At 71.8% G+C, this 25,248-nt stretch carries 23 protein-coding genes; 10 read left to right on the top strand and 13 right to left on the bottom strand.

What is annotated here, in order from left to right:
• Positions 1-31: 31 nt before the first annotated feature.
• Together AC0IW9_RS24060 and AC0IW9_RS24055 are read right to left on the bottom strand one after the other, a co-directional pair.
• A complete protein-coding gene (locus AC0IW9_RS24060; RefSeq protein ID WP_471650849.1) occupies positions 32-1,468 on the bottom strand; it encodes an NAD-dependent succinate-semialdehyde dehydrogenase in 1,437 nt (478 codons plus the stop codon).
• A gap of 95 nt (positions 1,469-1,563) precedes the next feature.
• Complete coding sequence (locus AC0IW9_RS24055) at positions 1,564-2,622, bottom strand: Gfo/Idh/MocA family protein (protein WP_471650848.1); 1,059 nt, start codon at positions 2,620-2,622, stop codon at positions 1,564-1,566.
• An 86-nt stretch (positions 2,623-2,708) separates the two neighbouring features.
• On the opposite strand from AC0IW9_RS24055, the gene AC0IW9_RS24050 reads away from it, so the two are divergent.
• Positions 2,709-4,325: an ABC transporter substrate-binding protein gene (locus AC0IW9_RS24050; protein ID WP_471650847.1), complete on the top strand. Its 1,617-nt coding sequence runs from the start codon at positions 2,709-2,711 to the stop codon at positions 4,323-4,325.
• 4 nt (positions 4,326-4,329) lie between these two features.
• Here the strand turns inward: AC0IW9_RS24050 and AC0IW9_RS24045 are convergent, their stop codons facing one another.
• The 5 genes from AC0IW9_RS24045 to AC0IW9_RS24025 form a co-directional block, all read right to left on the bottom strand.
• Positions 4,330-5,070, bottom strand: a complete 741-nt coding sequence (locus AC0IW9_RS24045) for an MlaA family lipoprotein (RefSeq protein ID WP_471650846.1) — start codon at positions 5,068-5,070, stop codon at positions 4,330-4,332.
• A gap of 68 nt (positions 5,071-5,138) precedes the next feature.
• A complete protein-coding gene (locus AC0IW9_RS24040) occupies positions 5,139-6,377 on the bottom strand; it encodes a hypothetical protein (protein WP_471650845.1) in 1,239 nt (412 codons plus the stop codon).
• Positions 6,374-7,483 carry a DUF2061 domain-containing protein gene (locus AC0IW9_RS24035; RefSeq protein WP_471650844.1) on the bottom strand — a complete coding sequence of 370 codons (1,110 nt, stop codon included), beginning with the start codon at positions 7,481-7,483 and terminating at the stop codon, positions 6,374-6,376. The genes AC0IW9_RS24040 and AC0IW9_RS24035 overlap by 4 nt, the downstream gene beginning before the upstream one ends.
• Positions 7,480-8,328, bottom strand: a complete 849-nt coding sequence (locus tag AC0IW9_RS24030; RefSeq protein WP_471650843.1) for a DUF2061 domain-containing protein — start codon at positions 8,326-8,328, stop codon at positions 7,480-7,482. The genes AC0IW9_RS24035 and AC0IW9_RS24030 overlap by 4 nt, the downstream gene beginning before the upstream one ends.
• 171 nt (positions 8,329-8,499) lie before the next feature.
• On the bottom strand, positions 8,500-9,411 hold the full coding sequence (locus tag AC0IW9_RS24025; protein WP_471650842.1) for an ABC transporter substrate-binding protein: 912 nt from the start codon (positions 9,409-9,411) through the stop codon (positions 8,500-8,502).
• Positions 9,412-9,471: 60 nt separating this feature from the next.
• Between AC0IW9_RS24025 and AC0IW9_RS24020 the strand changes: the two genes are divergently transcribed.
• The 6 genes from AC0IW9_RS24020 (at position 9,472) to AC0IW9_RS23995 (ending at position 16,144) form a co-directional block, all read left to right on the top strand.
• On the top strand, positions 9,472-10,428 hold the full coding sequence (locus AC0IW9_RS24020) for a Bug family tripartite tricarboxylate transporter substrate binding protein (RefSeq protein WP_471650841.1): 957 nt from the start codon (positions 9,472-9,474) through the stop codon (positions 10,426-10,428).
• A 94-nt stretch (positions 10,429-10,522) separates the two neighbouring features.
• Positions 10,523-11,365 (top strand): PhzF family phenazine biosynthesis protein, encoded by an 843-nt coding sequence (locus AC0IW9_RS24015; protein ID WP_471650840.1) that lies wholly within the window; start codon positions 10,523-10,525, stop codon positions 11,363-11,365.
• A 197-nt stretch (positions 11,366-11,562) separates the two neighbouring features.
• Positions 11,563-12,333, top strand: a complete 771-nt coding sequence (locus AC0IW9_RS24010) for an SDR family NAD(P)-dependent oxidoreductase (protein ID WP_471650839.1) — start codon at positions 11,563-11,565, stop codon at positions 12,331-12,333.
• Positions 12,334-12,342: 9 nt separating this feature from the next.
• On the top strand, positions 12,343-13,554 hold the full coding sequence (locus AC0IW9_RS24005; RefSeq protein ID WP_471650838.1) for an acyl-CoA dehydrogenase family protein: 1,212 nt from the start codon (positions 12,343-12,345) through the stop codon (positions 13,552-13,554).
• On the top strand, positions 13,547-15,154 hold the full coding sequence (locus tag AC0IW9_RS24000; RefSeq protein WP_471650837.1) for an acyl-CoA synthetase: 1,608 nt from the start codon (positions 13,547-13,549) through the stop codon (positions 15,152-15,154). The genes AC0IW9_RS24005 and AC0IW9_RS24000 overlap by 8 nt, the downstream gene beginning before the upstream one ends.
• A gap of 27 nt (positions 15,155-15,181) precedes the next feature.
• A complete protein-coding gene (locus AC0IW9_RS23995; RefSeq protein WP_471650836.1) occupies positions 15,182-16,144 on the top strand; it encodes a Bug family tripartite tricarboxylate transporter substrate binding protein in 963 nt (320 codons plus the stop codon).
• Positions 16,145-16,201: 57 nt separating this feature from the next.
• Here the strand turns inward: AC0IW9_RS23995 and AC0IW9_RS23990 are convergent, their stop codons facing one another.
• A complete protein-coding gene (locus AC0IW9_RS23990; protein WP_471650835.1) occupies positions 16,202-16,891 on the bottom strand; it encodes a DUF1194 domain-containing protein in 690 nt (229 codons plus the stop codon).
• A gap of 92 nt (positions 16,892-16,983) precedes the next feature.
• Here AC0IW9_RS23990 and AC0IW9_RS23985 point away from each other — a divergent pair, with 92 nt between their 5' ends.
• Together AC0IW9_RS23985 and AC0IW9_RS23980 are read left to right on the top strand one after the other, a co-directional pair.
• Complete coding sequence (locus tag AC0IW9_RS23985; RefSeq protein ID WP_471650834.1) at positions 16,984-17,799, top strand: alpha/beta fold hydrolase; 816 nt, start codon at positions 16,984-16,986, stop codon at positions 17,797-17,799.
• 1 nt (position 17,800) lies between these two features.
• Entirely contained in the window at positions 17,801-18,667 is an 867-nt protein-coding gene (locus AC0IW9_RS23980) for an NAD-dependent epimerase/dehydratase family protein (protein WP_471650833.1), read from the top strand.
• A gap of 106 nt (positions 18,668-18,773) precedes the next feature.
• Here the strand turns inward: AC0IW9_RS23980 and AC0IW9_RS23975 are convergent, their stop codons facing one another.
• The 5 genes from AC0IW9_RS23975 to AC0IW9_RS23955 all read right to left on the bottom strand — a co-directional run bounded on the left by AC0IW9_RS23975 (position 18,774) and on the right by AC0IW9_RS23955 (position 22,742).
• The gene (locus tag AC0IW9_RS23975) at positions 18,774-19,673 is read right to left on the bottom strand and encodes an alpha/beta fold hydrolase (RefSeq protein ID WP_471650832.1); all 900 of its coding nucleotides are present in this window, start codon (positions 19,671-19,673) and stop codon (positions 18,774-18,776) included.
• A gap of 69 nt (positions 19,674-19,742) precedes the next feature.
• On the bottom strand, positions 19,743-20,822 hold the full coding sequence (locus AC0IW9_RS23970; protein WP_471650831.1) for a hypothetical protein: 1,080 nt from the start codon (positions 20,820-20,822) through the stop codon (positions 19,743-19,745).
• Positions 20,823-20,880: 58 nt separating this feature from the next.
• Entirely contained in the window at positions 20,881-21,411 is a 531-nt protein-coding gene (gene greB, locus AC0IW9_RS23965; protein WP_471650830.1) for a transcription elongation factor GreB, read from the bottom strand.
• Positions 21,408-22,382: a tripartite tricarboxylate transporter substrate-binding protein gene (locus AC0IW9_RS23960; RefSeq protein WP_471650829.1), complete on the bottom strand. Its 975-nt coding sequence runs from the start codon at positions 22,380-22,382 to the stop codon at positions 21,408-21,410. Before AC0IW9_RS23960 ends, greB begins: the two co-directional genes overlap by 4 nt.
• Positions 22,383-22,445: 63 nt before the next feature.
• Positions 22,446-22,742 (bottom strand): ribbon-helix-helix domain-containing protein, encoded by a 297-nt coding sequence (locus AC0IW9_RS23955; protein WP_471650828.1) that lies wholly within the window; start codon positions 22,740-22,742, stop codon positions 22,446-22,448.
• Between the two features lie 135 nt (positions 22,743-22,877).
• On the opposite strand from AC0IW9_RS23955, the gene AC0IW9_RS23950 reads away from it, so the two are divergent.
• Positions 22,878-25,175: a DUF3141 domain-containing protein gene (locus tag AC0IW9_RS23950; protein WP_471650827.1), complete on the top strand. Its 2,298-nt coding sequence runs from the start codon at positions 22,878-22,880 to the stop codon at positions 25,173-25,175.
• The last annotated feature ends 73 nt before the right edge of the window (positions 25,176-25,248 follow it).

Below are 25,248 nucleotides of genomic sequence, written 5' to 3'. Positions count from 1 at the left end.
GCAGGGGCCGCGGCCCCTGCCCTGCTGCCGGTCAGAGACCGGCCTGGGACACGAACTTCGTGTTCAGGTAGGCCTCGATCGCCTCCGACCCGCCCTCGGAGCCGTAGCCGCTGTCCTTCATGCCGCCGAAGGGCACTTCCGGCAGGGCCAGGCCAAGGTGGTTGATCGTCATCATCCCCGATTCGACCTTGGAGGCGATGGCATTCGCCGTCTTGGCCGAGCGGGTGAAGGCATAGGAGGCGAGGCCGTAGGGCAGCCGGTTGGCCTCATCGACCACCTCGTCGAAGTCCTTGAAGGAGGAGATCATGGCGAGCGGGCCGAAGGGCTCCTCGTTCATCATCCGGGCTTCCTTCGTCACGCCGGTCAGCACGGTCGGGGCATAGAAATAGCCCTTGTTGCCGATCCGCTCGCCGCCGGTATGGACCTCGGCGCCGCGCTGCCGGGCATCCGCCATGAGGCCGTCGATCCAGGGGATGCGGCGGTCATGCACCAGCGGGCCCATCTGGACGCCTTCCTCGGTGCCGTTGCCGACCTTGAGCGCCTTGGCCGCGGCGGTGAACTTCTCGACGAAGGGCTCGTAGAGCGATTCCTGGACCAGGAAGCGGGTCGGGCTGACGCAGACCTGGCCGGCGTTGCGGAACTTGGCGCCCGCCAGGGTCTTGGCCGCGAGGTCGAGGTCGGCATCGGCGAAGACGATCGCCGGGGCATGGCCGCCCAGCTCCATCGTGACCCGCTTCATGTGCTTGCCGGCCAGCGCCGAGAGCATCTTGCCCACCGGGGTCGAGCCGGTGAAGGTCACCTTGCGGATGACCGGGTGCGGGATGAGGTATTCGCTGATCTCGGAGGGGATGCCGTAGACCAGGCCGACCACGCCGGCCGGCAGGCCGGCATCGACGAAGCAGCGGACCAGCTCGGCCGGGCTGGCCGGGGTCTCCTCCGGCGCCTTGACGATGATCGAGCAGCCGGTGGCGACCGCGGCACTCAGCTTGCGGACCACCTGGTTGATCGGGAAGTTCCAGGGGGTGAAGGCGGCGACCGGGCCGATCGGCTCCTTGATCACCAGCTGGTAGACGCCCTCGGCGCGGGCCGGGATGACGCGGCCATAGGCGCGGCGGGCTTCCTCGGCGAACCAGTCGATGATGTCGGCGCCGGCCAGCGTCTCCATCTTCGCCTCGCCCAGCGGCTTGCCCTGCTCGGCGGTCATCAGCGCGGCGATCATGTCGGCGCGCGAGCGCAGCAGGTCGGCGGCCTTGCGCATGAGCTTGGAGCGGTCGAAGGCGGAGACCTTCTTCCAGGCGGCGAAGCCCTTCGCGGCGGCGTCGAGCGCCTCGTCCAGGTCGGCGGTGGAGGCATGGGCGACCTCGCCGATGACTTCCTCGGTCGCCGGGTTGATGACGGGCAGCGACTTGCCGCCGCGGGCGGCGCGCCACTCGCCGTTGATGTGCAACTGGACATTCGGATAGGCCATGGGGCTCTCCTCGATTGGGCGGATGGTCCGCCGGGATTGATCCTAGTTTGGGCCCGCACCCGCCCGGCGGCAACCCGTGCGCTATCATCCATGGATTATAGCGTGACGAATTCGCCGCGCCCCGCGCCCCGCAGCAGCGCCTCGATCAGCCGCTGGACGGCGAGGCCGCTGGCCCCGGCATTCATCGGCGGGCGGCCCTGCTCGATGGCCTCCAGCAGCTCCGCCAGCATGGCGCGGTGCGGGCCGTGGTCGAAGGCCATGGGATCGGCGCCGCCGCCGCCGGCGCTCGCCCCCGCGACGATCTCGGGCGGCAGGCCCTCGCGGTGCAGCTCCAGCCGCTCGGCGACCAGCATGGCGCTGCCCCGGGTCCCGGCGATCTCGATGCGCTCGGGGAAGCCGGGGCGGGCGACCGTCGTCGCATCCAGCGTGCCGATGGCGCCATTCCCGAATCGAAGGCAGGCGGCGACGATATCCTCGGTGTCGATGGATCGCAGCGGGCTGGTGCGGGCGAAGGCGGCGGCCGCGGCCACCGGGCCCATGAGGTGCAGCAGCAGGTCCAGCGTATGGATCGCCTGGGTGAGCAGGACGCCGCCGCCGTCCCGCGCCTTCATGCCGCGGCCTGGCATGCCTCCTCCGGGTGGGGCGAAGTAGCCGGCATCGCGCCACCAGCGGATGGTGGCGGAGGCCGAGAGCGGCTGGCCCAGCTCCCCGGCCGTCAGCGCCGCCTTCAGCCGCAGCGCCGCCGGGCGGAAGCGGTGCTGGAAGACCACGCCGAGGGTGACGCCGGCGGCCTCGGCCGTCTCGACCAGGGCGGCGGCGCGGGCGGCGTCGAATTCCAGCGGCTTCTCTACCAGCAGGTGCTTGCCGGCCGCCGCCGCGGCCCGGGCCACCGGCAGATGCGCGGCGGGTGGCGTCAGCACCAGCACGAGGTCGAGGCCGGGGGCGGCGAGCAGCGCCTCCAGGCTCTCGAATGCCCTCGCTTCCGATCCTGGTCCGCCCCAGCGCGCGGCGAAGGCGGCACGGCGATCCGCCGAGGGGCTGAAGCCGCCGATCAGCCGGGCGCGGCCCGCCGCCTCGAGGTCGCGCAGCGCCAGCATATGCGGCGCGACGGCCATGCCGAGCCCGACCAGCCCGATGCCGAAGACCCTTGCCATGGCTTCCCATTCCCCCGTTCCGGCTCCTATCGTGCCGCATCGGCCGCCGCGGGCAAACCGCGGGGCCACCCTGGGAGGGGTCCGCGATGGTCACCGAGACGATGCAGCCGATAGCCCGGCGCGAATTGCTGGCGCTGCTGGGCGCAGGGGCTGCAGCGATGCTGCCCGCCGGCCCGGCCTGGGCCCAGGCGCGCGGCGCGACCCTGGTGATCGGCATCGACATCAGCGACACCATCACCCTCGATCCGGTGAAGCAGGCGCAATACACGCCGCCGATGACGCTGGCCGCCACCTATGACGCGCTGATGACCCTGGCGCCGGGCGACTACGTCGAGCCGAAGCCGTCGCTCGCCACCGCCTGGGCGCGGACGCCGGATGGCAAGGGCTGGCGCTTCACCCTGCGGGAGGGGGTGAGATTCGCCTCCGGCGCGGTGATGACCGCGGAGGACGTGCAGTTCACCTTCCAGCGGCTGTTGGCGATGAAGGAGCAGACCCAAGCATACGTGAAGGCGGTGGACCGCTGCGAGATCGTCGATGCGAAGACCATCGACCTCATCATGAACGACCCGGCGGCGCCGCTGCTGAACATCCTCTGCGCGCCGACCTTCGGCATCACCGAGAAGAAGCTGGTGATGCAGCACGGCGGCAGCATGGCGGCGGATGCCAAGGACACCGACAAGGCGACCGACTGGCTGAACCAGAACAGCGCCGGCACCGGGCCGTATCGCCTCGTACGCTGGGAGCGGAACCAGCAGATCCAGCTGGTGCGCAACCCGAACCACTGGCGCGGCGCGCCGGCCTACGAACGCGTGGTGATCCGGCACTTCAGCGACAGCGCGGCGCAACTGCTGGCGATCCGCCGTGGCGATATCCAGGCCGCCTTCAACCTGATCCCGGAGCAGATCGCCACCCTGCGGGACGAGCCGCAGGTACGGGCGGAGCGGCTGCCGAGCCTCGACTTCGTCTACATGGCGCTGACGCAGAATGCCGAGTTCAACAAGGCGCTGGGGCAGAAGGCCTGCCGCCAGGCGATCGGCCATGCGATCGACTACGACGGCATCGTCAACAGCATGCTGGGCGGCGCGGCGCTGCGGCCGGCGCATTTCCTGCCGATCGGGGTGAATGGCAGCACCGAGACGGTGGCACGCGAGATCGGCTACAGGCAGGACCTGGAGAAGGCGAAGCAGCTGCTGCAGGAGGGCGGCTTCGCCGAGGGCTTCGAATTCGAGATCGCCTATGGCAACGCGGCCGTCGCCGGGGTTTCCTACCAGCTGCTGGCGCAGAAGATCCAGGCGGATGTCGCCCGCGTCGGCATCCGGGCGAAGCTGGCGCCGATGGACCAAGTGAACCTGCGCACCACCTTCACCACCGGCAAGTCGCAGGGCGGGGTGCTGACCTTCTGGAACCCGCCGGCGGTGGAGAACGAGCTCTGGGCCGCGGCGGTGGTGGAGCGCGTGGCGCGGCGCGTCCATTGGCCGGTGCCGCCGGAGATGACGGCGCTGGTCAAGCGCGCGGCGGAGGAGCCGGACAAGGCCAAGGCGGCCGCGCTCTGGGTGGAATGGCAGCGGGCCATGGTGGACCAGGCCAACCACTTCATCCTGTTCCAGCCGATCTACCAGATCGCGGTGCGGCAGGCGGTGAAGGAATTCCCGCTGACCGCGGCGGGCTGGCAGCTCGAGATCGGGATGGCGAAGCCGGGCTGACCGCTCAGCCCTGGCCCGGCGGCTCGGCGCAGCGCAGGGCGCGCCGGGCGGTATGGGCGAGGCGCAGGGAGTCGTAGTCGAGCCCGGACAGCGCCGCCGCCTCCGGGTCGAGGCGACGGGCGACGGCCAGCACCGCCACCTCGTCCAGCACGGCGATGGCGAGCACCGCGCCTGGGCTCAGCACCGGGCCGGCCAGCGGGCTGAGCAGGGCGAGGATGACGAGGTTGCTCAGCACCACGTCGGAGACCGCATCCCGCAGCATGCGCGGTCCGAGCACCGGCACGACCACGAAGGGCCCGGCCGGGACGCCGTGGCGGCAGAGCGCGAGGCCGAGATCGGCGCCGCTGGGCGCGAAGCCATAGTCCTGGGCGCGGTCGAAGAGGCCGCCGATCCCCAGGGTGGAGTTGATGGCGAAGCGGGCGGCGGTATCGCCGAGGCGGCGCATGTCGCCGGCGACGGCATGGCTGACCATGCCCACCGGCTCGTTCACCAGGTTGAAGAGCATGCGGCCCAGCGCCTCCGCCACCGGAGCGACCACGGGGGCGACCAGGGGCGCCGCGGCGGAGTCGCTCAGGCCCAGCCGGTCCCAGCCGGCGGCGAGGCTGCGGGCGCCGTCCTCGTTCAGCCCATGGACCCAGCGATTGGCGCGGTCGAGCCAATCGCCCGGGCGCGGCATCTCGGCCCGGGCGGCGGCGGGGGCGGCCAGCAGGGCGGCGAGCAGCAGGAGCAGGGGCCGGAGGAGCATGATGCGGAAATCCCAAAAATTGAGATTTCCTTAACACATTGAGACGGCATTGCACCTGTCGCGGTTTGTCAGAAGCGCGTGCTCCAGATCAATCCGGCGCCGATCCCCTGGGTGATGCGGCCGGCATCGTCGATCCGCCGCCAATCCGCCGCCAGGGCCAGGTTCTCCAGCAGCGGAATCCCCGAGATCTCCCCGAGATCGGCCGAGAGGCTGACGACCTGCTCCCGCAGGGTGATGGGCCGGAGGCTGCCGGGGTCGTCGCGGCGGCGGTGGAGGCTGGTGAGGGAGGCGGTATAGGGCCCGGCCTGGAGCGTGGTGCTGGCGGTCAGCCAGGCGGCATCGGCGGCCCGGAAGCCGCCGGAATTGCGGTGCCGGACGTAATCGACCAGCGAGAGGAGCTGCAGGTCCGGACCGAGCGGCAGGCTGTGGAAGAGCCCGGCGGCAAATCCTGCCTCGGCATGCGAACGCCCGGCGGCGGCGGCATCGGTGCCGGGGCGGCGGGAGGACCAGGCCAGGGTATAGCCGAGCTCCCCCCCTGGCCCGGGCAGCGGCACATGCACCCCGGCGAGGGAGACGACCACCCCGCCCATGCCATCCACGTTGTCCGCCCCGCCGACCGCGTGGCTGCCGGTGAAGTGGCGGCGATAGACGACGGTGGGCGAGCCGGTGGCGGGGTCCGTCACGGTGACCGGCGTGGCGAAGCGGCGGGCCAGGATGCCGCTGCTCAGCGCCGAGGTATCGCTGGTGAAGACCTCCGCCTGCAGGCTGTGCTGGCCGAAAGTGCCGCCCAGCATATCCGAGAGCCAGAGCCGCATGCCGGCGCCCAGCTTCTCCCGCAGCTCGTAGTCGGCGGCGATGTCGTTGCCGTAGAGGCCGGGGGCATTGGCCCAGGCGATGCCGAAGCGCGGATGGATCTTGCCGCCGAAGACGGAGACGGTGCCGAGCGACCAGCGGGCATAGAGCGCATCCACCCAGCCGGTATGGTCCGTCAGGATGCGGTCGCCGGGATCGGTGCGGGGCGCCGGTTCCAGCCGGAAGAAGCCGGTGACGGCGAGGCCCTGCGGCAGCCAGATGCGGGCATAGAGCGCGGATTCGCTGCTGAGATGGGTGGCTGGCGGGCCGGCCTGGGTGCGGCCCAGCCGGTCCAGCTGCAGCAGGCTGGTCAGGCTGCCGCTCAGGGCCATGAAATCCGGGATGCCGTCGGCCGGGTCATCCGGCGGCTGGTGGACCCGGCCGGAGACGACCCCGGGCTGCGCCTGGGCGGCCCCCGCCGCCAGCAGCAGCAGGACGAGCAGCAGCGCCCTCATCGCGCGCGGTCCTGGCCGATGGCGCCGAGCTCGACCGGCACCAGGGCGGCGCGCGGGCGGCCGACGCCGGAGGAGGCCCAGGCCAGCTCGTTCACATAGGCCAGCATCGGCTTCAGCACCGCATTGGCGCCGGCGAAGCCGAAGGTCTGCGCCGCGCTGCCGGTGACGAGCCAGGAGACCAGCAGGGTGTCGAGGGTGCTGGCCAGGCGATAGGTGACGACCTTGGCGAGGCTGCGCTGCTGCAGCGACCAGCCCTGGACCTCCGGCGCCTCCGGCGCGTCGAGCAGCGCGGCGCGCGCCGCCGCGGGCAGGCCGGCGGCGGCGAGGCGGCCCTCCAGCAGCAGGCGGCGGCGCTCGCCCAGGGCGGCGAGGTCGCCGAGTTCCGGCAGCGGCGGGGCCTCCGGCGGCAGGCGGCCGCGCAGCCCGGCTTCCAGCTCCGGCTGCAGCATTCCGGCAAAGGCGGCGAGCTGGGCGGCGGCGAGAACCACGGCCGGGGTGCCGGCAGCCCTGGGGGAGAGCGGGTGGCTGGACCAGTCGCCCCCACCTGCCCCCCCACCTGCCCCGGCACCTGCCCCGTCACTTGGACCGGATGCCGGGAAGTAGAGGCGGATGTCGATCGCATGGGCGAGGTTGCGGGCCTGGGCGCCGACCTCGAGCATGGCCTCCGGCAGGCTGGGCATTTCCGCCCGCAGGCCGGTCGCGGCGCGGCCCCAGGCACCCTCCGTCGCCTGCCAGTCCGGCAGCACCAGGTTGCCGAATTCGCAGTAGCCATCGACCGGCGTGTCGTAGCGGATGGTGGCGAAGTAGCTGTCCCGCCGGGTGCAGTCCCAGGCCAGCGGGTGGATGGCGCGGCGCGGCGCGCCATTGGCGCGGAGGATGGCCAGGGCGGTGAGCGCGCCGGGCACGGCGCCGGGTGAGGTCCGGGCGAGGATGGCGAGCTGCATGCCCCCTTCCCCGGCCGCGGCCTCGGCCAGGATGCGCCAGCCGGTGCCGGGCAGCGGGGCGGCCTTGCCGGCGAGGCTGACGACCGAGCCGGCCAGCACCGCGGGCTCGGCCAGCGCCGGGCCGGCGGCCAGCAGCACCAGCAGGGCGAGGCGGCGGATCATGGCAGCGCCACCAGGTCGGTGACGGGCAGCGGGCGCGGCCATTCCCAGGCCAGCTCGTTGCCGTAGAAGACCGCGCTATGGGTCAGGCTCTGCCAGAAGGCGACCACCACGCCGGTGGCGATGCTGCCCGAGAGCGCCGCCGCCAGCACGACATTCAGCGTGGTGGAGGCGACGCGGTAGGAGGCCAGCTTGTAGAGGCCGAGGCGCCAGGCCGGCAGTTCCGCCACCACGGGCGGCGCACCCTCCAGCGGCGGCGGCAGCGGCAGCACCGGGGCGGCCTCCGACAGCAGCCGCGCCTCCGCCTGGGCGCGGGCCAGCTCGATCCAGCCGGCGAGGCGGGTGATAGCCGCGGCATCGGCGCTGGGGCCGGGCGGCAGGATGCCGAAGCGGAGATCCAGCAGGTCGGCGCGATCGGCGATGCGGAAGCCGGCGACCAGCAGCGGCGGCAGGCCGGCCGCGGCGGCACCGGCGGCGGCGAAGGCCGGCATCCGGGCGAGGCCGGGATCGGTGACCGCCTGGGCACGCAGCCAGCTGCAGCCGAGGTGGCCGTCGCGCGGCTCGGCGGTGGCGCGGTGCAGCGCATCCGGCGCGGTGCAATCGGCGGCCGGGCCCCAGCCGCCGGGCCGGGCGGGCAGCAGGTTGGCATGGATGGCGACGAAGCCATCGGCCGGGCTGCCCGGCGGGCGCAGCAGCAGCAGGCCGAGGATGCCGCCATGCCCGGGCGGCGCCGCGCCACGCGCCTGGCCGAGCCCGCTGGCGGCAACCACCCAGGGGCCGGGCGGCAGCGCGATCCGGCGGCCGAGCAGCTCGATCGCACCCTCCGCCGCGGTGCCGGGCGGCGGCACCCCGGCGGCGGGCGCCGGCAGGGCGCCCAGGGTGAGCCAGAGGGTGAGCCAGAAGGAGAGGAAGGCGGCAGGCGCCGCCGGAGAGGACCGTGGAATGATTTTTTCCCGTCTCGAACCGCAGGCCGGGAGGGTGCCCCGGCAATCGGAACGATCGGGTTAACGCGCCGCCGTTCAGGCCATGGCTTCGGCCAGCAGCCCATTGTCCGCGGTGGCGGCGAAGCCGGGCCGCCGGGTGATGGCGCCGGCCGAGAGCATCGCCGTCTCCAGCCGGGTGAAGGCTTCCTCCGGGTAGAAGGGCGTCTCGGTCCAGAGGCCGAGTGCCTTGTAGCGGGCGATGCAGCGGGCCAGCCGCGCCGGGGGCAGATCCGGGTAATAGTCCGCCAGCAGGGCGGCAATGGCCTCGGCCGGGGTGGCGGCGAACCAGGCGAGCGTCTTCGCCAGGCCGCGCAGCATCGCCTTGAACTCGGCCCGGCGGGCCTGCATCCGCTCGGTGCTGCTGGTGAAGCTGGTATAGCCGGTGACGCCGCGATGGGCGGCGCTGTGCCAGACATGGGCGGCACCGGTCTCCTCGGCCAGGGTCACGAAGGGCTCGAAGACCTGGATCACGTCGAGCTCCCCGGCGGCCAGCGCGGCGAGGTTCTCCGCCATGCTCCGGTCGGTGACGCGGTCGAGGCCGGTGGGGTCGAGCCCGGCCTGGCGGATATCCTCCTGCAGGGTCCACCAGGGGGTCGGCACCTCGGCGACCGTGCCGAGGCGGAGGCCGGCGAGGTCGGCCAGCGTGAATTCCGGGCGCGGGGCGCGGCCGAGCAGGAAGAAGGGATCCCGCATCACCACCGCGCCGAAATTCCGGAGCGGGCTGGCGGGATCCGCCTCATGCGCCAGCAGGATGCGCATCGGCCCGCCCCAGGCGAGGTCGGCGACGCCGGCCAGCACCGCATCCTTGGCATCGGCCGGGATGGTGCCGGTGCGGAGCGTGACCTCGACGCCTTCCGCCGCGTAGTCGCCGCGGGCCAGCGCCGCATAGAAGGGCGCGTAGAAGACCGCGCGGAAGGGTTCCTGGATGGTGATGGGGTGCATGGTCATGCGCGACAGGGTGGCGCATCTCTTGCAACCCCGGAAGCCATCCCGAAGGATCATCGCCCCATGCTGCGCCGACATCTGCTGGCCCTGCCGCTCCTCGCCACCCCGGCCATCGCGCAGGAGCGGTTTCCGAACCGGCCGGTGCGGCTGATCATCCCGGTCGCGGTCGCCGGCGTCACCGACATCGTCGGCCGGGTGCTGGCCGATGCGATGGCACCGATCCTCGGGCGGCCGGTGGTGGTCGAGAATATCGCCGGCGCCGGCAGCTCGGTGGGCGCCGGCGCCTTCCTGCGGACGCCGGCGGATGGCCACACGCTGTTCCTCGGCACCAACAACCAGGCGGTGATGAAGACCATCTATCCGCAGCTTCCCTTCGACCCGATGGCGGATTTCCAGCCGCTGGCCCTGGTGGCGCGGCAGCCCTTCGTGCTGGTGGTGAACCCGGCGGTGCCGGTGCGCAGCGTGCAGGAGCTGCTGGCCTGGCTGCGGCAGAAGCGCGACGCCGCTAACTACGGCGCGGCCAATCCGGGCGGCAGCAACCACATGGCGGGCGTGCTGCTGCAGCAGAAGGCCGGCGTCGACTTCACCATCGTGCCCTATCGGGCGGCGGCGGCCTCGGTGCAGGACGTGGTGGCCGGGCGGCTCGACTTCACCATCGACAGCCCGACCATGATCCTGCCGCTGCTGCGCGACGGGCAGCTGCGCGGTCTGGCGGTCTCGACCGATGCCGCCTCCGCCCTGGTCCCCGGCCTGCCGAGCCTGCGGGAGGCGGGGGTCGCGGGCTATGACATGACGGTCTGGCAGATATTGTTCGCCCGGGTCGGCACCCCGCCGGAGGCGCTGGCGGTGCTGCAGGCGGCGGCGGCCAAGGCGCTGGCGGAGCCGGCGGTGCAGCAGCGCCTGGCCGTCGCGGGCTGCGAGACCTGGCCGGATGCCGGCCCGCAGGCGGCGGCTGCGCTGCTGGCGAGCGAGATCGCGCGCTGGTCGCCGATCGTGGCGGCGATGAACATCATGCCCTAGACAGGAACGCCGGGGTCGCGGCACTGCCGCGACGGCGCTCTCCCTGGACGGGCCGCGTCCGAACCCACGCCGATTTTCTTTGGGGCTTTGCTGGATGCTGCAGGAATGGACGGTGGAACGCCTGGCCGCCTTTTCGGAAGGTTCCGCCGGCGGAAATCCGGCCGGCGTCGTGATCCATGACCACCTCCCGGACGAGGCGACGATGCAGGCCATCGCGGCCGAGGTGAATTATTCGGAGACGGCCTTCGCCGCGCCGGACGGTGAGGCCTGGCGGGTACGCTACTTCGCGCCGGAGATCGAGGTGCCGTTCTGTGGCCATGCGACGATCGCGCTCGGCGCGGCGCTGGCCCGCCGCCAGGGGGACGGCACTTTTCGGCTGCAGCTGAACGACGCGCGGATCACCGTCGAGGGGCGGCGGACCGGGGACAGCTACACGGCCACCCTGCAATCACCGCCGACGCGGAGCCGGCCGGCGGAGCCCGGCCTGGTGGAGGCGGCCCTGGAATTGTTCGGGTACGACCGGGCGGGGCTCGATCTCCGCATCCCGCCCGCCGTGGCGGAGGCAGGTGCCCGCCACCTGATCCTGGCGCTGCGGGATCGTGGCCGGCTGCAGGCGATGCGCTACGACCAGGCCGAGGGACGCAGGCTGATGCTGGCGCAGGGCTTTGCGACGATCAGCCTTGTCCATGCCGAAGGGCCGAGGCTCTTCCACGCCCGCAATCCCTTCGCCGCGGGCGGCGTGTACGAGGACCCGGCGACGGGTGCCGCGGCGGCGGCGCTGGCGGGATACCTGCGGGACATCCTCTGGCCCCACGATGGGGTCATCGAGATCCTCCAGGGCTGGGACATGGGCGTGCCGTCGCGTATCTCGGCGGCGATCCCGCCGGAACCCGGGGCCGGCATCCGCGTCTCGGGTCGCGTCCGGCCGCTGGTCTGACGAGGGCGCACCGCGTCCTGCACCATTCCGACATGGGGTCGGTCGCTCTCCGCACGACGGTCGCCAACTCCCGGACCCGCCAGCTCCCGGACATGGAAGAGGAGTCCGGGGGGCTTGCCGTCGCGGCAGTGCCGCGACCCCCGGCCTTGCCTTCCCGCCACCCCCGGTGGTCAAGTGCCGCCCAACGGGAGGGCTGCATGATCGATATCAATGGCTTGTTCGGCCTGGCCGGCTCGACCGCGCTGGTGACCGGCGCCTCGGGCGCGCTCGGCGCCCACTTCGCACGCGTCCTGCATGCGGCGGGGGCGCGGGTCGTGCTGGCGGCGCGGCGGGTCGAGGCGCTGGAAGCCCTGGCGGCGGAGCTGGGCACGGGCGCTGCGGCGGTGCCGCTGGACGTGGCGCGGCCGGAAAGCGTGGCGGCGGCCTTCGATGCGGCGGAAGCGGCCTTCGGCGCCCCCTGCGACATCATCCTGAACAATGCCGGCATCGCCGTCTCGAAGCCCGCCCTGCAGCAGAGCGCCGCGGATTGGGATGCGGTGCTCGACGTCAACCTGCGCGGCGGCTTCCTGGTGGCGACCGAGGCGGCGCGGCGGCTGGTGGCGGCGAAGCGCGGCGGCGTGGTCATCAACATCGCCTCCATCGGCGGGTTGCGCATCCTGCAGGGCGTGGTCGGCTACACCGCCTCCAAGGCCGGGCTGGTGCAGATGACGAAGCAGCTCGCGGTCGAATGGGCGCGCCATGGCATCCGGGTGAATGCACTCTGCCCCGGCTATGTCGAGACGCCGATCAATACCGAATTCTTTGCCTCCGACGCCGGGCAGGCCGTGGTCAAGCGGGTGCCGCAGCGGCGCCTGGGCCAGCCCGCCGACCTGACCGGCCCCCTGCTGCTGCTGGCCTCGCCGGCCGGCGCCCATATGACGGGCGCGGCGCTGGTGGTGGATGGCGGCCATTCCGTGAACGCGCTCTAGGACAGACAGATGATCGATTTCAGCCTTCCCCCCGAGGTCGAGGCGACCCGGGCCCGCATCCGCGACTTCGTCGAGCAGCGGTTGATCCCGCTGGAAAGCGACGCCGCAAGCTTCGACGAACATGAGAACATCGCCCCCGAATTGCTGAAGCGCATGCGGGCCCAGGCCAAGGCCGAGGGGCTCTGGGCGCTGGGCATGCCCAAGGAGCGCGGCGGCGGCGGCTATCCGATGACCGCGCTGGCCGCCTTCTACGAGGAGATGAACCGCAGCATCTTCGGCCCCGTGGTCTTCCATGGCGCCGCACCTGACGACGGCAACATGCGCGTCCTCAACATGGTCGGCACCGAGGCGCAGAAGACGCGCTGGCTGCAGCCGATCATCGACGGCGAGGTGCAGTCGAGCTTCGCCATGACCGAGCCCGACGGCTGCGGCAGCGATCCCTCGATGACCTATACCAAGGCCGAGCGGCGCGGCAACGACCGCTGGGTCATCAGCGGCCGCAAGCACTACATCACCGGCGCCGGGGAATCGAAGCATTTCATCCTGATGGCCCGCACCGGGGAGGATGACCGGACGGGGCTGACGGCCTTCCTGTTCCATGCCGACCAGCCCGGCTGGAAGATCGTCCGCCGCATCCCGATCATGGGGCCGGAGGAGCATGGCGGGCATTGCGAGCTGGAGTTCGACGGGCTCGAGGTAACCGACGACAATATCCTCATGGGCGTCGGCGACGGGCTGCGCGTCACGCAGATCCGCCTCGGCCCGGCGCGGCTGACGCATTGCATGCGCTGGACCGGCATGGGGCGCCGCGCGCTCGAGATCGCCATGGCGCATATCGAGCAGCGGCGGTCCTTCGGCACCCGGCTGGTCGAGAAGGAGGCGGTGCAGCAGATGGTCGGCCAGGCGGCGATGGAGCTGGAGATCGGCCGGCTGCTGACCATGCGCGCGGCCTGGCTGCTGGACCAGGGGAGCCTGGCGCGGAAGGAGGTCTCGATGGCCAAGATCGTGGTCGCCGATGCGCTGCAGAAGGCGGTCGATACCTCGCTGCAGCTGCTCGGCGCCAAGGGCTATTCCAAGGATACGCCGGTCGAGTGGATGTACCGCTACGCCCGCCAGGCGCGGCTGGTCGATGGTGCCAGTGAAGTCCACCGCATGGTGCTGGCCAATTTCCTCCGCCGCCAGGGGAAGGACTTCTTCGCCTGGGGCAGCAATCGTGGATGATGGCGACCTGCCGCGGCAGGCGGCCAATCATGTGCCGCTCTCGCCGATCTCCTTCCTGCTGCGGGCGGCGCGGATCTACCCGGACCGCACCGCGGTGGTGCATGGGGCGCGGCGATACACCTACGCGCAGATGGCGGAGCGCAGCCGGCGGCTCGCCGCCGCGCTGAGGCAGGCCGGCGTGCGGCCCGGCGATGTCGTCGCCATCATGGCGCCGAATACGCCGGAGATGTTGGAGGCGCATTACGGCGTGCCGATGGCCGGCGCGGTGCTGCTGACGATCAACATCCGCCTCGACGGGCCGGCGATCGGCTTCATCCTGCGGCATTCCGAGGCGAAATTCCTGCTGGTGGATCGGGAGTTCACCAGGGTGGTGCGTGGGGCGATGCCGGAAGGCTTGCCCGTGGTCGACATCATCGATAGCGAGGCGCCGGCGGGCGAGCCGCTCGGCGCGCAGGACTACGAGGGTTTCCTCGCCGGCGGCGATCCGGCGGCGCCGATCCACACGCCGGCGGATGAGTGGGAGGCGATCGGCCTTTCCTATACCTCGGGCACCACGGGCAATCCGAAGGGGGTCGTCGCGCATCATCGCGGCGCCTACCTGAATGCGACGGCCAATGCGCTGGCCTTTACCCTCACGCCGCGCAGCGTGTACCTGTGGACCCTGCCGATGTTCCACTGCAACGGCTGGACCTATACCTGGGCCGTCACCCTGCAGGGCGGCACCCATGTCTGCCTGCGCCGCGTCGAGCCGGGCGCCATCTTCGCCGCCATCGCCGCGCATGGGGTGACCCACATGTGCGCGGCGCCGATCGTCCTCACTCTGCTGATCCATGCGCCGGAGGAGCAGAAGCGCCGCTTCGACCATGCCGTGGCCATCGCCACCGGCGGTGCCGCACCCCCCTCCCCGGTCATCGCCCAGATGGAAGCGATGGGCTTTTCCGTTACCCACCTCTATGGCCTGACCGAGTGCTACGGCCCGGCGACCATATGCCTCTGGCAGCCGGGGCTGGACGAGATGCCGCTGGAACAGAAATCCGCCTTCATGGCGCGGCAGGGCGTCAACCACCCGATGCTGGAGGAAGCCGCGGTGCTGGATGCCGTGACCATGGCGCCGGTGCCGATGGATGGCCGCACGCTGGGCGAGGTGATGCTGCGCGGCAATACCGTGATGAAGGGCTACCTCCGCAACCCGGAGGCTAATGCGGCCGCCTTCGCGGGCGGGTGGTTCCACACCGGCGACCTCGGCGTGATGCACGCCGATGGCTATATCGAGGTGAAGGACCGCGCCAAGGACATCGTCATCTCCGGCGGGGAGAACATCTCGACGCTCGAGGTCGAGGAGGTGCTCTATGCCCATCCCGGCATCATGGAAGCCGCCGTCGTCGCCGAGCCGGACGACAAGTGGGGCGAGGTGCCGCATGCCTTCGTCACGCCCAAGCCGGGCAGCCCGCCGCCGACCGAGGCGGAAGTGATCGCCTGGTGCCGCGGACGGCTCGCGCATTTCAAATGCCCGAAGCGGGTCAGCTTCGGGCCATTGCCCAAGACCTCGACCGGCAAGATCCAGAAGTTTGAACTGCGCGGTCGGCTGCGGCCCGTGTAGCCTTCCCGCAAAACGGGAGGCATTCCAATGAAGACGACGCGCCGGCTAGTACTGGCGGCTCCTGCCCTGCTGGCCGCCCCGGTGCGGGCGCAGTCCTGGCCGGACCGGCCGATCCGCATCATCGTCCCCTATACCCCCGGCGCCTTCAACGACACGCTGGCGCGGCTGGTCGGCGAGCGGATGGGCGATGCCGTCGGGCAGATCGGCGTGGTGGAGAACCGGCCGGGGGCGAGTGGGTCGCTGGCCATCGCCGCGACGGCCCAGGCGACGGACCACCACACCATTGCGGTGGCCAATACCGCCAACCTGACGATGAACCCCTTCCTCTTCGCCAATACCGGCTATGATTCCACCAGGGACATCGCCCCGCTCTGCGTCACCGCGCGGCTGATGAACTGCCTGGTGGTGAACAGCGATAGCGGGATCTCCAGCCTCGCCGGGCTGATCGAGCGGGTGAAGGCGCAGCCGGGCAGGCTCAGCTACTACAGCTCCGGCGCCGGCAGCAGCCCGCACTTGGCGGCCGAGCTCTTCCGGGTGAAGGCGGGGCTCGAGATGGTGCATGTGCCCTATCGCGGCAGCGCGCCCGCCATCGCCGACCTGATCGGCGGCCGGGTCGACCTCGGCGTGGATAACCTGCCGAACGTGCTGCCGAATATTCAGGGTGGCCGGCTGCGGGCGCTGGCGGTGACGGGCACCGCGCGCGATCCGGCGCTGCCGGATGTGCCGACCTTCGCGGAGGCCGGACTTCCGGATTACGAGGTCTATGTCTGGTTCGGCTTCATCGGCTCGGCCTCCATGCCGCAGCCGGTGCGGGACCGGCTCTCGGCGGCGATCATCGGCATCGTGCAGGGGGCGGAGACGGCGGAGAAGATCCGTCGCGGCGGCGCGGCGGTCTGGCCGCAGGACCAGGTGCAATTCGCCGCGCTGATCCGCAGCGAGCTGACCAAATGGGGCGGGGTGATCAAGGCCGCCGGGCTGAAGCTCGAATAGCGGCTTTGGGCGGGCCGATTCAGGCCTCCGGGCGATGCCCTCCAGCCATCGGGCCGCTCAGGCGATTTCCCGCACCAGCTTGGCCCGCAGCGCCCGGGCGATGTCGCGGCGGTCCTCGGCGCTGACGACGAAGGCGCCGGACCCTCCGATCACCTCCCGCCGGTAGGTCTCGGCCAGCGGCTCGCCGAAGCGGGTCACCTGGCCGGCGGCGGCGACGGCCAGCGCATTGATGGTGATGCCAGCGGCGACCGCGGCATCCCGTGCCGTGGCGGCCGCGACCAGGGACCGCAGGTCGGGGCCGTCGCCCGAAAGGTCGATGACCCGCTCCGCCGCGCGGAAGGGCGCGGCGGCGATCAGCCGGGTGCAATGCGCCAGCGCATCGCCGATGGCGTTCCAGCTCTGCGGGCTGCGCGGGGCGGCGAGCACCGCCGCCGCCAGGGCCTGGGCGCCGGCGGCGTCGGCGACGCGCATCCAGTCCACCACCGTCGCCGCGCCGCCGGGCGAGCCCCATTCCACCATGGCGACGCCGATCGCGCCGCGCGGCTTGCCGGCAATGGCGGCCAGCACGGCCGGGTGGGACAGCGCCTCGGCATAGCCCTCGCGCTGGAGCTGGAACTCGTCCGCGTCGATCGAGCCGGAGGCATCGACGGCGAGGACCAGCAGCGCATCCACCTCCGCCGGCTGGGCCAGGGCGGGGGTGGCGGCCCCAAGGGGAGCCAGGGCGGCGAGCAGGGGGCGGCGGCGCATGCGGGGCTCCTCGCACAAGAGATGGTGTGCCGCTGGCGCTTGGCGAGAGGCGCCCACCCGCGCATCCTGTGGCCCAACCAGGGGGAATGGCCATGCCGCGCTGCACCGTGAACGGCTATCAGATGGAATTCGTGGAAGCCGGCCAGGGCGAGCCGGTGGTGCTGATCCATGGCTCGCTGAACGACTACCGCTACTGGGCGCCGCAGATGGAGCCATTCGGCGCGCAGTACCGGGTGGTGGCGCCGAGCCTGCGGCACTACTGGCCGGAACGCTGGGACGGCAGCGGCGAGGGCTTCCGCATCGACCAGCATGTGGCGGACATGGCGGCCTTCATCGCCGCGCTGGGTACCGGGCCGGTGCGGCTGATCGGCCATTCCCGCGGCGGGCATATCGCCTTCCGCCTGGCGGAGCGGCATCCTGGGCTGATCGGCCGGCTGGTGCTGGCCGAGCCGGGCGGCGAGCTGGACGAGAGCCTCGGTGGCAAGCCGGTGGCCGGACCGGGGCGGCAGGCGCAGGCCTTCGCCGAGGCGGCGGCGCTGGTGCAGGCGGGCGACGTCGAGGGCGGGCTGCGCCGCTTCGCCGAGCATACCGGCGGCCCCGGCGCCTGGGAGAAGCGAAGCGAGACCCGCAAGACGATCGGCCGCGACAATGCCCATACCCTGGCCGGGCAGATCCATGAGCAGCGCCGCCCCTTCTCCCGCGCCGCGGCCGAGGGCATCCGGGTGCCGACCCTGCTGGTGCATGGCGCCAATACCCAGCCGAGCTTCATCGCCATCATCGATGCGCTGGAGCGGACAATGCCGGGCTTCGCCGGGCGCGTGAGCATCCCCGATGCGGCGCATGGCATGAGCAGCGACAACCCCGCCGCCTTCAATGCCGCCGTGCTGGCCTTCCTGGAAGGGCGCTGAGATGCGCAGCGTCGTCGTCACCGGCGGCAGCGGCAAGGCCGGCCGGGCGGCGATCCGCGAGCTGCTGGCGCATGGCTACAGCGTGATGAACGTGGACCTGGCGCCGCCGGCGGAGCCGCTCTGCCATTTCCTAAAGGCCGATCTCAACGACCTGGGCCAGGCGGTGGATGCGCTGCGCCGGGCGGCGGGCACGGTGGACCGGCGGCGGGAGCCGCTGGGGCAGCCCTTCGCGGTGGTGCATATGGCCGGCATCCCGGCGCCGGGGCTGGCCCCCGATGCCGTCACCTTCCAGAACAACCTGATGACCACCTACAACATCTTCAGCGCCGCGACCCTGCTGGGGCTGGAGCGGGTGGTCTGGGCCTCCTCCGAGACCACCTATGGGCTGCCGCTGACCCGGTCCCCGCCCGCCTTCGCCCCGGTGACCGAGGACCACGCGCTGGTGCCGGAGAGTGGCTATGCCCTGGCCAAGGTCCTGTGTGAGCGGATGGCGGAGGAGATGCACCGCTGGAACCCGGGGACGCGCTTCGTCGGCTTCCGCATCTCCAACATCCTGGAGGACGCCGACTACGCGCTGATCCCCGGCTTCCAGGCGGATGAGACGCTGCGGCGCTGGAACCTCTGGAGCTGGGTGGACAGCCGGGACGTCGGCCTCGCCTGCCGGCTGGCGCTGGAGGCCGCGGTGCCGGGCTGCGACGTCTTCACCATCGCCGCCGCCGATACGCTGATGGCGAAGCCGAGCGCGGCGCTGATGGCGGCGCATTTCCCCGACGTGCCGCTGGGCGCGGTGGCGGAGCACGGCACCCTGCTGAGCATCGACAAGGCGCGGCGGGTGCTGGGCTACGCGCCGCGGCACAGCTGGCGTTAGAGCGCGATCGTCCGAGGTCGAATCACCGAAAGACGCGCATCGCGCGATACGACAATGGGCCAGGCCGTGATCCGCGCTGCCGTCAGCGCGGATCACGGTCCAGGGCCTAGCCGAGGCGGCGCGCCAGCATGTCCAGCAGCATGGCGTTGAAGCTCGCCGCCGCCTCATAGGCGACCCAATGCCCGGCGCCGGGGATCACCCCGGTCCAGGCCTCCGGCTGCACCTCCCGCAGGGCGGCGAAGCGGGAGGGGATTTCCGGCCAGGCGATCGCGTCGCGCTCGCCGTAGAGCAGCGCCACCGGCGCGCGGGTCCGGGCGATCGCATCCTTCAGGCTGGTGGTGCTGGCGAAGCCGCGGCTGCGGAAGCGGGCGGCGACGCTGTTTACCTCCTGGATCGCCAGGGCCAGCGGGTCGATCCGCGCCGGGTCGGCGAACATCAGGCTGGCGAGGTTGTGCCGATGCGCCGCGATCCGCGCCTCGCCCACCTCGCTGCGGACCTTGACCAGCGGCGTGATCTGCCGCGGCAGGCCGAGCGCCCCGGCGCCGACCAGGGTCACGCTGCGCAGCTCCGGCCCCGCCTGGGCGGCGATATGGCCCGAGAGCAGCGCGCCGAAGGAGAAGCCGCAAAGGTCATAGGCGGCGCCGGGTGCGGCCACCTGGGCCAGCACCGCCGCCAGCCCCTCCCGCACCACGGCGGCGACCGGGGCCGGGCTTTCGGCCGGCGGCGGCATGGCGCTTTCGCCGAGGCCGGGCAGGTCGGGGCAGATCACCAGCCTGTCCCGCGCCAGGGCCTCGATGTTCCGCGCCCAGTGGCGCCAGGAGCCGCTGCCGCCATGCAGCAACACCAGCGGAAGGCCAGCCCCCCAGACCCGCCAGGCCATCTCGCCCTCGCCGCAGGCGGTGCCGATCCGCCGGGCCGCGCCATCGATCCGCGCCAGCAAGGCTTCGGGCGCTTCCGGGGGCGCTTCCGGGGGCGCTTCCGGCGTCCGGCTCAACACATCATGCATCGCGTTGCTTGTCCCATAGGCATCCGGCCGCCGAGGATCGACCCGGCGGGCCGGGCTGGCAACCCGGCGCTAATCCTTCTTCGCCTTGCGCGGCCGGTTGGTGAAGCGGGCATTGCCCAGGCCGGTGCCGATGGTCAGCACGCCCCAGCGCTCCACGTCGCCCATCCAGGGCACCTGGCTCAGCCCCTGCACCACCGCGTCGTTGTGCATGACGACGATGGTCTCATGCCCGCCGATCCGCGGCAGCGCCTCCAGCAGCCGCTCCGGCAGGTTGAACCGGCTGCTTTCCCAATTCCCCGGCAGGTTCTGCCCGCCCTTGGCGATGCTGCCGTCCGGCTCGATCTGCCCCGGGCAGCCGACGCCGATGAAGGGCGCCAGCGCCAGCCCGCGCTTCTCCGCCTTGCGCACCAGGTCCTGCAGCATGTCGCAGAGCCGGTCGATCGCTTCCTCGCGCTTCGGCTTGTCGTCGCGGTGGCGCCAGATCTCGGTCTCCCAGAGGCAGGCCTCCGAAAGGTCCGCCGCCTTCTTCAGATGCGGCCGCACCAGCCCGACCCGGATATTGGAGCCGCCGATATCGACCGCCAGCAGCGCGTCATGGCCGAGGAAGATCCAGGGCGGCGCCAGCTGCGTCGCACCGATCAGCCCGGCCTCGTCCGGGTCGTGGCGGATCGGCACCAGCTCGATGGCGATGTCCTCGCCCTTCAGCAGCATGCCGGCCCGGCCGATGGCCAGCTCGCCGACGCGGCTGCCGCGCATCCCGCCGCCGACGACGATGCGCTGGGTATCCTGCCAGCCCTTGGTCTTCAGCAGCCGGCGGATCACGGTGGTCAGCCCCTGGGCGAATTCCTCCACCACCCCATGCACCAGCCCGGCGATCTCCGAATCGCCCTCCGCCAGCAGCTTGTCGAGCTGGTGCCGGCCGATCTCGTTGGTCGGGGTGGTGCCGAAGGGGTCGTCGTCCACCTTCTTCAGGGTCTTCCGCCAGGTATCGAGGATCTCCCGGAAGGCGCCGCTGCTGGCCTGGTCGCCGAGGAATCCCTCCGGGGTCCGCAGCTCCGCATTCAGCGCATCCAGGGTCACCGCAGGCAGGGCGGGGGCGCCATGGGCGGGGAAGCCGGGGGGATTGGGTCGTTCGACCTGAACCGTCATGGGCGATGCTGTCCGGATGGGAACAGCGCCAACGCATGGTGCCTCCGGTCGTTTCGGCTCAAGCAGGCGGATAGCGGATCGCCACGACCTCCAGGCTTTCCATCCCCTGCGGCGTCCTGACCCGCACCAGGTCGCCGATCCCCGCCCCCAGCAGCGCCCGCGCCACCGGCGAGACCCAGGAGATGCGGCCGGCGCCGCTATCGGCCTCGTCCACGCCGACGATGGTGATGGTCACCTCCCGGTCATCCTCCCGCGCATAGGTCACGGTCGCGCCGAAGAAGACCTTGTCGCGCCGGGTCTGCCGGGCGGGGTCGACCACCTGCACCCGTTCGAGCCGCTTCCGGAGGAAGCGGACGCGGCGGTCGATCTCGCGCAGCCGGCGCTTGCCATACTGGTAGTCGGCATTCTCCGAGCGGTCGCCGAGGCCGGCCGCCCAGGAGACCACCTCGACCACCTTCGGCCGCTCCTCCGACCAGAGCCGCTGCAGCTCGGCCACCAGCGCCGCATGGCCGGGCGGGGTCATGTAGAAGGGGGTCCCCGGCGGCAGGCCGGGCGGGCCTTCCGCCTCGTCGTCGTCCTCGTCGCTCATTCGATGCTGATGGCGGCATCCGCCACCAGCCGGCCCAGCCTTTCCCGCTGGGCCGCGACATAGCGCACCGCCTCCTCCGGCGGGCTGCCGACGGTGGTGGCGCCGATCGCGGCAAAGCGGTCGCGCACCATCGGCTGGACCAGCGCATGGCGCACGGCGGCATGGATGCGCCCCAGCACCGCCGCCGGGGTCCCGGCCGGGGCACACAGCAGATTCCATTCATCCAGCACCACCGCGGGATAGCCCGCCTCCGCCATGGTCGGCACCGCCGGCAGGGAGGCGACCCGCTGCGCCGAGGCCACGGCCAGCGCCTTCAGCCTTCCGTCGAGGATGAGCTGGGTCGCCGAATTCACCGTAGCGAAGGCGAAGACGACATTGCCCGCGATCAGGTCCGGCAGCACCGCGGAGCCGCCGCGATAGGGCACGTGGCTGATGTCGAGCCCGGTCTCCCGCAGGAACAACGTGCCGCCGAGATGCGCCCCGCCGGCATTGCCGGAGGAGCCGAAGGCCAGCCGCCCCGGCCGGGCCCGCGCCCAATCGACGAATTCCGCCATGGTCGAGACCGGCAGGTTTGGCGGCACCACGAAGATCTGCGGCAGCACCGTCAGCAGGCTGACTGGGGCGAAGGCCGTCGCGTAGTCGAAGCGCAGCCCCTGCAGCAGGAAGGGGTTCACCACGTGGTTCAGCGCATCGACCAGCAGGGTATGGCCATCCGGCGCGCTGTCGGCCACCGCCCCGGCGCCGAGCGAGCCCGCCGCCCCCGGCCGGTTCTCCACCAGCACGGTCTGGCCGAGGAATTCCCCCATCGCCGGCGCCAGCACCCGCGCGGTGGTATCGGTGCCGCCGCCCGGGGTGAAGGGGGCGATGATGCGGACCGGACGGCTGGGAAAGGATGCTTGCTGGGCGAGCGCCGGCCCTGCGGCGGCGCCTGCCACGGCCGCAAGCGCGGCCCGGCGTGTGGTGATGGGCATGGCGGTCTCCTCCGCCGGGAGGCTGGCCGCCGGCCCCGGTGCGGTCAAGCCGCGGGCCTCGGGCTAGTCCTGGCGTTCCTCGGCCGCCTCGGGCGCCCAGACCGCCTGCTGCCGCCGCACCGCGGAGACGAGTTCCTCCTCCGGCACCGCCCAGTCCCGGTTCGGCTGCAGGGCACCCAGGACCGGCACGACCTGCAGCTTCACCCAGCGCGCCATCGCATCCTCCCGCGCCTGGAAGGCACGCAAGGCGGCGAGAACCACGGCGTTGCTGGATTCATAGGCTCCCGAGGCCACCAGAGCGTCGATGTAGCGCACCTGGTCAGGCGGCAGGGCCACGCTTCGCTTCTCGGCTTGCGCCACGGCACTGTTCTCCCCAGCGGGCGAGGCTAGGCCCAAAGATTCGATGCGGCCATCGCAAATTCGCCATCGCCGGCATTCCACTGGACAATCCGGATGGTGCAGTGCAGCATCCAGGGCAAACCAAGGATACGCCAAATGACCGTGGTCGCCCCTCCCCCGGGCCGCGAGCTGCTTGCCCGTGGCGCCGAAACCATGTCCCGCGTCATCGACCAAGCCCGCACACTTGCCGATGTCGCCGGCCGCCAAGCCGCCATTCTCGCCCCCGCGGCGGCCCTCCCGGCCACGCCGCCGCTGCCGGACAATCCCCTGACGCTGCTGCAGGATGCCGCCGCCTATGCGGTGGATGCGACGCAACGCGGCATCCTCTTCCTCGATGCCATGCGCCAAGCCGGCAATATCTTCGTCGAGCATGAAGCGGCCGGCTGCCCGCCGGTGCTGTTCTTCGACTATGACATGGTGGTCGATGGCCGCACCCTGCCGCGGCCCTGCAATTACGCGCTCGTCCGCATCCGCCACCCCGAAGGCGCCGCGCCGCTCGACCCCAAGCTGCGCCCCTTCGTCATCATCGACCCGCGCGCCGGCCACGGCGCCGGCATCGGCGGGTTCAAGTCCGACAGCCAGGTCGGCGTGGCGCTGCGCCGCGGCCACCCGGTCTACTTCGTCATCTTCTTCCGCGACCCGGAGCCGGGCCAGACCATCCTCGACATCACCCGCGCCGAGGGCCTCTTCCTCGAGCGCATCCACGAGCTGCACCCCGAGGCGCCGAAATCGGTCGTCATCGGCAATTGCCAGGGCGGCTGGGCGGTGATGATGCTCGGCGCCTCGCAGCCCGAGCTCACCGGCGCCATCGTGCTGAACGGCGCGCCGCTGTCCTACTGGGCCGGCGAGCGCGGCCGCAACCCGATGCGCTACCTCGGCGGCCTCGCCGGCGGGTCCTGGCCGGCGGCGCTGATGGCCGACCTCGGCAACGGCAAGTTCGACGGCGCCAACCTCGTCGCCAATTTCGAGAGCCTGTCGCCGGCCAATACCTGGTTCAAGAAGTACTACAACCTGTTTGCCAACGTGGAGAAGGAGACGCCGCGCTTCCTCGAATTCGAGAAGTGGTGGGGCGGCTACTTCCTGATGAACCGCGACGAGATCCGCTGGATCGTCGAGAACCTGTTCATCGGCGACAAATTCGCCCGCGGCGAGATCAGCTCCGGCGCCGGCGCCACCTTCAACATGCGCTCGGTCCGCAGCCCGGTGATCGTCTTCGCCTCGGCCGGGGACAACATCACCCCGCCCGGCCAGGCGCTGCGCTGGATCGCCGACGTCTACCGCGACGAGCGGGAAATCAAGACCCTCGGCCAGACCATCGTCTACCTGATGCACGAGGACATCGGGCATCTCGGCATCTTCGTCTCCGGCGCCGTGGCGCTGAAGGAGCATACCGAGATCGCCGAGACCCTCCAACTCATCGATAGCGTGGCGCCCGGCCTCTACGAGATGCTGATCACGACCGAGGGCGGCCGCAAGGAATGGCAGGTCGAGCTCAAGGAGCGGACCATGGCCGATATCCGCGCTCGCTCCGGTGAGGCGAAGAACGAGGCCTTCCCCGCCGTCGCCCGGATCTCGGCGCTGAACCAGTCGGTCTACGACCTCTTCGTCTCGCCGGTGGTCCGCCGCATGGCGACCGAGGAGACCGCGGAGGCGCGCCGGCAGATGAACCCGATGCGGCTGCGCCGTACCCTGGTGAGCGACAAGAATCCTGCCATGGCGCCGATCCCGGCCCTGGCCGAGGCGGCCCGCGCCAACCGCCGCCCGGCGGCGCCGACCAATCCCTTCCTCGCCTGGGAAAGGCTCTGGGCGCAGGGAATCGAGAAGAGCTTCGACCTCTACCGGGACATGCGGGACGGCTGGACCGAATATGCCTTCCACGCGGTCTATGGCGCGATGGGCACCATGGGCGTCGCCGGCGGCGACACGGCGGAGGAGGCCCCGCCGGCCCCTCCCGCGGTGGAGGGTCCCGAGGTCCGCGCCGCCCTCGGCCGCATCGCCGAGGGCGGCTATGCCGAGGCGGTCATCCGCATGATGATCCTGCTGGCCCGCGCCCGCGGCGGGGTGCGGCGGTCCCGCCTCGCCCGCTCCAATGCCCTGCTCACCACCGAGGCGCCCTTCGCGGCGATGACCCCGGCGGCGCGGCAGGCATTGATCCGGGAGCAGACCGTCATCGCCAGCATGGCCCAGGACGAGGCGCTGGCCGCCCTGCCGAAGCTGCTGCCCAAGGCCGCCGAGCGGCGCCAGGCCCTGGCCGCGGTCGAGGCGGTGGCCGGGCCGGAGGCGGAGCTGGGCGAGGCGGCGCAGGCCATGCTGGCGCAGCTCCGCACGACGCTGGCCCTCAAGCCCAGCGCCCCGGTCGCGGTCGGCTACGAGGCGGCGGCGATGCCCGACTGAGGGGAAATCCCGACCAGGGTTTCCTCCCGGCCGCAGTTGGGCCTAGGCTCGCTTCCAAGAATTCACGGGAACG

Source organism: Belnapia sp. AC561 (assembly GCF_979252845.1).
This window is presented reverse-complemented; position numbering and strand designations above follow the sequence as displayed.